Source organism: Paraburkholderia sp. BR10937 (assembly GCF_040965695.1).
GTDB lineage: Bacteria > Pseudomonadota > Gammaproteobacteria > Burkholderiales > Burkholderiaceae > Paraburkholderia.
Genome location: NZ_JBFRCL010000082.1, coordinates 26,185 through 32,833, shown reverse-complemented (window position 1 = coordinate 32,833; position 6,649 = coordinate 26,185). Strand labels below are relative to the sequence as shown.

The window sequence follows — 6,649 nt, the reverse complement described above, 5'->3', positions numbered from 1 at the left end:
CCGCGGCGGAACTGGGCGCGGATGCGCTGCCGCCCGACAGTCTCGGCGCGCCGCGCGCCGCCGAAGACGCCGAAGCGCTGGCGCGCACGCTGGAAGAACCGGCGCACGCCGAAAGGCCCGCTACGCCCGATATCGCGCTCGACGTCGGCGACGGCGCACCGCAGGCCGAGCAGGCGCCGCAGGCCGAGCCGCCCGTCGCGACGCCGCCCATCACCGAAGCCTTCGAGCGCCCGCCGGCGCCGCTTACCGCACCTGAAATTCCGTCAGTACCCGCAGTCACCGCAGAAGACATGAGCTACGCCGAGGTCCCGATCGCGTTCCCGCAAGATGCAGTAGCAGCGCTGGGCGGCCTCGACCTGCCCCTGCCGCCGCGCATCGGGGAGCCGGTCATGCCCGCGGCGCCGCTTTCGACCAAGCCGGCATCCACGCCCGAGGCGTCGGCGCGTCTCGCGTCGCCGTTCTTCGAGCCGCCTCCGCCGCTGGCGGGTCAGGCCATCGAGGCGGGTACGGCGGGCGCAGGTGCGCTCGCGGGCCTCGGCGCGCCGCGCTTTGGCGCGCTCACGCTCGACTTCGACCTGAACCTGCCGCCCGATTCGGCCGAGCCGCTGCCGGTCTTCACGCCCGAGCAGCTCGCGCGCATCGCGCGCAACAAGCTCGACCTTGCGCCCGAATACATCGCGCTGGGCGACGTATCCGGCGCCCGCTCGCTGATCAACGAAGTGATCGAGTCGAACGACCCCGCCACGCGCAGCGACGCGCAGGCGCTGCTGTCGACGCTCGCGCCGCTTTCGTGACGCTGCCGCAGGCCGTATGCGTATCGCGCTAGGAATCCAGTACGACGGCGCCGCGTTCTGCGGCTGGCAGTCACAGCCGCACGGCAAGACGGTGCAGGACGCGCTCGAGCGCGCGCTGCGCGAGTTCGCCACCGTGCCGCTGTCCACCATCGTCGCGGGCCGCACCGACACGGGCGTGCACGGACTCGGCCAGGTGGTGCATTTCGACACCGATCTCGACCGCACGCCGTTTTCGTGGGTGCGCGGCACCAACGCGTTCCTGCCCTCCACGGTGGCCGTCCAGTGGGCCAAGCCGATGCCCGAGGCGTTCCACGCGCGCTTCGCCGCGTTCGAGCGCACCTACTACTACGTGCTCTACGTGAACCCCGTGCGCTCGCCGATGCTGGCGGCCCGCGCAGGCTGGATCCACACGCCGCTCGACGTCGACGCCATGCGCGAGGCGGCGGCGCACCTCATCGGCGAGCACGATTTTTCGTCGTTTCGCTCGTCGGAGTGCCAGGCGAAGACGCCCGTGAAGCATCTGTACCAGATCGACATCCGGCCGCAGGGCGACTTCATCCACTTCCGCTTTCGCGCCAACGCGTTTCTGCACCACATGGTGCGCAACCTCATGGGTTGCCTCGTGGCCGTGGGGCGAGGGCGCTATCCGGCCGCGTGGATGGCCGAGGTGCTGGCGGGCCGCGACCGCACCTTCGCCGCGCCGACCTTCATGCCCGATGGCCTCTATCTCGCCCAGGTAGGCTATCCTGATGAGTTCGCGGTACCCGCGCCGCATACCGCGAGCGTGCCGTGGAGCGCGATCTGGAGCGACGCGCCCGAAGGCCGTGCCTGAAGCGGCCCGCACCGCGAATCGCGCCAGCAAATACGTTGCGATTGAATCATCCAGACCAACACCGCATCCAGAACCATGACGTCAGCCGAGCAACTCGCCCCCGCGCACCGCACCCGCATCAAGCTGTGCGGACTTTCGACGCCCGAGGCGGTTGCGCACGCCATCGACCTGGGCGCCGACGCCGTCGGTTTCGTGTTCTATCCGCCGAGCCCGCGTTCGGTAAGCGTGGCGCAGGCGGTCGAACTTACGCACGACCTGCCGCCGTTCGTCTCGGTCGTGGGCCTCTTCGTGAACGCCACGCCGCAGTGGATGAGCGAAGTGGCGAGCAATGTCTCGCTCACCATGCTGCAGTTCCACGGCGACGAAACGCCCGAGCAGTGCGAGTCGCTGGCTTCCGTTGCCGGTTTGCCCTGGTTGCGCGCGCTGCGGGTGGCGGCCGATACTCAGCAGGCCGATTTGATAGAATCGGCTAATCGTTATTCATCAGCCAGCGGCCTGTTGTTCGACACCCATGTCGAAGGTTACGGCGGCGGCGGAAAGGTCTTCGATTGGTCACTTATTCCCGCAGGGCTCGCGCGTCGGGCCGTTTTGAGTGGTGGCTTGAACGCGCAAAACGTCGGTGATGCGATTCGCCAGGTGCGTCCGTTCGCTGTCGATGTCTCCAGTGGCATCGAAGTGCCGGGCGCAAAGGGCGTGAAGGATCACGCCCGCATGGCGGCGTTCGTGCGCGCAGTGCGCGAAGCGGACGCGGGATGAATCCGGGGCGGATGCCCCTTTGGCCGGCACGGCCCGCGCAACGCGGGTCCTTCCAAGCCCGGCCGAGCGAGTGACTTATGTACAATTTGCCAGATGAACGCGGCCATTTTGGCCCTTATGGCGGCGTATTCGCTGCCGAAACCCTCATGCAGGCGATCGACGAGCTGCGCGACGCCTACGCGAAATTCAAGGGCGATCCCGACTTCCGCGCCGAATATGAGCGCGAGTTGAAGCATTTTGTCGGCCGGCCGTCGCCGATTTATCACGCACAGCGGTGGAGCGAGCTGCTGGGCGGCGCGCAGATCTATCTCAAGCGCGAAGACCTGAATCACACCGGCGCACACAAGGTGAACAACGTGATCGGCCAGGCGCTGCTCGCCAAGCGCATGGGCAAGCCGCGCGTGATCGCCGAAACCGGTGCGGGCCAGCACGGCGTGGCGACGGCAACGATCGCGGCGCGTTTCGGCATGGAGTGCGTGGTCTACATGGGCGCCGAGGACGTGCGCCGCCAGGCCGCCAACGTCTACCGCATGAAGCTGCTGGGCGCGACCGTGGTGCCGGTCGAGTCGGGCTCGCGCACGCTCAAGGACGCGCTCAACGAAGCCATGCGCGACTGGGTCACCAACGTCGAAAACACCTTCTACATCATCGGCACCGTGGCGGGCCCGCACCCGTACCCGATGATGGTGCGCGACTTCCAGCGCGTGATCGGCGACGAATGCCGCGTGCAGATGCCCGAAATGACGGGCCGCCAGCCCGACTCCGTGATCGCCTGCGTGGGCGGCGGATCGAACGCGATGGGGATCTTTTACCCGTATATCGACGACACTTCGGTGCAGTTGATCGGCGTCGAGCCTGCCGGCGACGGCATGGAAACGGGCCGTCACGCCGCCTCGCTCGCGGCGGGCACCGTGGGTGTGCTGCACGGCAACCGCACCTACCTGCTGCAGGACGACAACGGGCAGATCATCGAGACGCATTCGGTTTCGGCGGGCCTCGACTATCCGGGCGTCGGTCCCGAGCACGCGTGGCTCAAGGACAGCGGCCGCGCGCAGTACGTCACGATCGACGACGAGGAAGCGCTCAAGGGCTTCCATGACTGCTGTCGCATCGAAGGCATCATTCCCGCGCTCGAATCGAGCCACGCGCTCGCGTACGCGGCGAAGCTCGCACCGACGTTGCCGAAGGAGAAAATCCTGCTGGTGAACCTGTCGGGCCGCGGCGACAAGGACATGCACACGGTCGCTGAGCGATCGGGCATCCAGTTCTGAGCGCCCGGAGCGACACAAGCGATGCGTGACGAGTTCGACGAGCCGCAGATGCAGGCGCCCGTGGGTGAGGCGAACGCCGAAGCGGCTGCACTGGAGGCCGCGGAGGCGGTCGCCAACGCGGCCGCCGAGTTACCCGCACTCGCCACGGTGCCGGAAACCATCCGGCTCCTGAACCGCGATTTTCTGACCGATGCAGCCAGCCTGCCCGATGCCTCGATCGACCTGATCGTCGCCGACCCGCCCTACGGGCTCGGCAAGGACTACGGCAACGACTCCGACATGCGCTCGGGCGAGAACTTCCTCGCCTGGACGTATGAATGGCTCGACCTGGCGATTCCGAAGCTCAAGCCCACGGGCTCGCTCTACGTGTTCTGCACGTGGCAGTACGCGCCCGAGATCTTCGTCTATCTCAAGTCGAAACTCACGATGATCAACGAGATCGTCTGGGATCGTCGCGTACCCAGCATGGGTGGCACGACGCGCCGCTTTACCTCGGTGCACGACAACATCGGTTTCTTCGCGGTCTCGAAGAATTACTACTTCGACCTCGATCCCGTCCGCATCCCGTATGATGCCGCCACGAAGAAGGCGCGTTCGCGGAAAATATTCGAAGGTAGCAGGTGGCTGGAGCTCGGCTACAACCCCAAGGACGTCTGGTCCGTCTCGCGGCTGCATCGCCAGCACGCGGAGCGCGTGGATCATCCCACCCAGAAGCCCCTGGAAATCGTCGAGCGCATGGTGCTCGCGAGCTGCCCGCCGGGCGGCCGCGTGCTGGACCCGTTCATGGGGAGCGGCACCACGGCAGTGGCTTGCGCACGTCAGCAGCGCGAATTCGTCGGCTATGAAATTAACGAAAGTTACTGCGCGATCGCGCGCGAACGCGTCAGCGCGGCCGCCGCAAGCGCCGTTGCGGCCGGCGCCTGATGCGCCGCCGCCGGACCCACGCGCAGTAACGCCTGAAAATTGAGGACCCTGAAATGTCCCGTATCAAGACCACGTTCGAGGCGCTCGCCGCCCAAGGCCGCAAAGGCCTGATCCCGTTCATGACGGCCGGCGACCCCGATCCCGCGCGCACCGTCGAGTTCATGCACGCGCTGGCCGCCGGCGGCGCCGATGTCATCGAGCTGGGCGTGCCGTTTTCCGACCCGATGGCCGATGGCCCCGTGATCCAGCAGTCGTCCGAACGCGCGCTCGAGAAGGGCGTGACGCTCAAGAGCGTGCTCGCCGACGTGAAGCGCTTTCGCGAAACCGACGACAAGACACCCGTCGTGCTGATGGGCTACGCGAACCCCATCGAGCGCATGGGCGCCGATGCGTTCGCGCAGGCCGCGAAGGAAGTGGGCGTGGACGGCGTGCTCGTGGTGGACTATCCGCCCGAGGAGTCGGTCGAGTTCGCGGCGAAGATGAAGGCCGCCGACATCGATCCGATTTTCCTGCTCGCGCCGACGTCGACCGATGAGCGCATCGCCGAAGTGGGGCGCGCCGCGAGCGGCTATGTTTACTACGTCTCGCTCAAGGGCGTGACGGGCGCCGCGAATCTGGACGTTTCGAGCATCGCGGGTAAAATCCCGGCGATCAAGAAGCATGTCTCGCTGCCCGTGGGCGTGGGCTTCGGCATTCGCGACGCGCAAACGGCTGCTGCCGTCGCGCAGGTTTCGGACGCCGTCGTGATCGGCAGCCGTATCGTTCAACTGCTCGAACAGGCCGCGCCGGAGACGGCCGCCGACACGCTCACGCAGTTCATCACGGGCATTCGCGCGGCGCTGGACGAAGTCTCCGTCGCATAGGGCTGCAGGCTGCCGTAGTTGGCTAGAGTCGAGACTGCTGTAAAATCCACTTTTCGCCATGCGCGGTCGGGGTCGAACCCGGTCTGGCTAGACCCGGTCGGTTTTACCGATCGGACGATGAAACGATCCGCCGCGCCCGCGCATCACGAAGGTCAAGGAAGGAACATCAATGAGCTGGCTCGATAAACTGCTGCCGCCCAAGATCAAGCAAACCGATCCGAAAAGCCGCAAGAGCATTCCGGAAGGGTTGTGGATCAAGTGCCCGTCGTGCGAAGCGGTTCTGTACCGCAACGACGTCGAGGCGAATCTCCATGTCTGCCCGAAGTGCGATCATCACATGCGCATCAATGCGCGCGAGCGTCTTGACGGCCTGCTCGATCCGGAAGGCCGCTACGAGATCGGCCAGGAGATCGTGCCGGTCGACGCGCTCAAGTTCAAGGACAGCCGCAAGTACCCGGACCGCCTGAAAGAGGCGATGGACGAAACCGGCGAAACCGACGCCATGGTGGTGATGGGCGGCGCGATCCGCACGCTGCCCGTGGTGGTGGCCTGCTTCGAGTTCTCGTTCATGGGCGGCTCGATGGGCTCGGTAGTGGGCGAGCGCTTCGCGCGCGGCGCGCAAAACGCGCTCGAGCAGCAAGTGCCGTTCATCTGCTTCACGGCATCGGGCGGCGCGCGCATGCAGGAAAGCCTGCTGTCGCTCATGCAGATGGCCAAGACCACGGCCATGCTGACCAAGCTGGCCGAGGCCAAACTGCCGTTCATCTCCGTGCTGACCGACCCGACGATGGGCGGCGTTTCGGCGAGCTTCGCGTTCCTTGGCGACGTGGTGATCGCCGAGCCGAAGGCGCTGATCGGCTTTGCCGGCCCGCGCGTGATCGAGCAGACCGTGCGCGAAAAGCTGCCGGAAGGCTTCCAGCGTGCCGAATTCCTGCTGCAGAAGGGCGCGATCGACATGATCGTGGACCGCCGCAAGCTGCGCGACGAAATCGCGCAAATGCTGGCGCTGCTGCAGCGTCAGCCCGCCGACGCGGTGGCTTGATCCTTGTTTTGAGCGATCTGCGGCGCTGCGTGCGCCGCAAGCCGCAACGCTTTACCCGACGCGCCGCGAGCGAAAGCAAGCGGCGCGTTGTCATTTCCGCGATAATGCCGTTCTTTCGAAGCGGATCATTCGCGTGAACCCGCCGCCGTTGGCGGCGTCTCACGCGC

General features: G+C 66.4%; 7 protein-coding genes. All 7 read left to right on the top strand.

Translation table 11 applies throughout. The features are described from left to right. On the top strand, positions 1-794 hold a 794-nt coding region (locus AB4Y44_RS38875), incomplete at its 5' end, for a FimV/HubP family polar landmark protein (protein ID WP_368702473.1). Between the two features lie 16 nt (positions 795-810). Further along, positions 811-1,626: a tRNA pseudouridine(38-40) synthase TruA gene (truA, locus tag AB4Y44_RS38870; protein WP_368702472.1), complete on the top strand. Its 816-nt coding sequence runs from the start codon at positions 811-813 to the stop codon at positions 1,624-1,626. Positions 1,627-1,701: 75 nt separating this feature from the next. Next, on the top strand, positions 1,702-2,382 hold the full coding sequence (locus AB4Y44_RS38865; RefSeq protein WP_342918543.1) for a phosphoribosylanthranilate isomerase: 681 nt from the start codon (positions 1,702-1,704) through the stop codon (positions 2,380-2,382). 77 nt (positions 2,383-2,459) lie between these two features. After that, positions 2,460-3,653 (top strand): tryptophan synthase subunit beta, encoded by a 1,194-nt coding sequence (trpB, locus tag AB4Y44_RS38860; protein ID WP_368702471.1) that lies wholly within the window; start codon positions 2,460-2,462, stop codon positions 3,651-3,653. A gap of 21 nt (positions 3,654-3,674) precedes the next feature. Continuing rightward, a complete protein-coding gene (locus AB4Y44_RS38855) occupies positions 3,675-4,577 on the top strand; it encodes a site-specific DNA-methyltransferase (protein ID WP_342918545.1) in 903 nt (300 codons plus the stop codon). Between the two features lie 53 nt (positions 4,578-4,630). After that, positions 4,631-5,440 carry a tryptophan synthase subunit alpha gene (trpA, locus tag AB4Y44_RS38850; protein WP_368702470.1) on the top strand — a complete coding sequence of 270 codons (810 nt, stop codon included), beginning with the start codon at positions 4,631-4,633 and terminating at the stop codon, positions 5,438-5,440. Positions 5,441-5,609: 169 nt separating this feature from the next. Then, complete coding sequence (gene accD / locus AB4Y44_RS38845) at positions 5,610-6,482, top strand: acetyl-CoA carboxylase, carboxyltransferase subunit beta (protein WP_342918547.1); 873 nt, start codon at positions 5,610-5,612, stop codon at positions 6,480-6,482. Positions 6,483-6,649 lie beyond the last annotated feature (167 nt).

Bases quoted from the DNA above. Each gene is read 5' to 3' on its own strand.
- AB4Y44_RS38855 (WP_342918545.1), top strand. From the start codon at position 3,675: ATGCGTGACGAGTTCGACGAGCCGCAGATGCAGGCGCCCGTGGGTGAG.
- trpA (WP_368702470.1), top strand. From the start codon at position 4,631: ATGTCCCGTATCAAGACCACGTTCGAGGCGCTCGCCGCCCAAGGCCGC.
- AB4Y44_RS38865 (WP_342918543.1), top strand. From the start codon at position 1,702: ATGACGTCAGCCGAGCAACTCGCCCCCGCGCACCGCACCCGCATCAAG.
- accD (WP_342918547.1), top strand. From the start codon at position 5,610: ATGAGCTGGCTCGATAAACTGCTGCCGCCCAAGATCAAGCAAACCGAT.
- trpB (WP_368702471.1), top strand. From the start codon at position 2,460: ATGTACAATTTGCCAGATGAACGCGGCCATTTTGGCCCTTATGGCGGC.
- truA (WP_368702472.1), top strand. From the start codon at position 811: ATGCGTATCGCGCTAGGAATCCAGTACGACGGCGCCGCGTTCTGCGGC.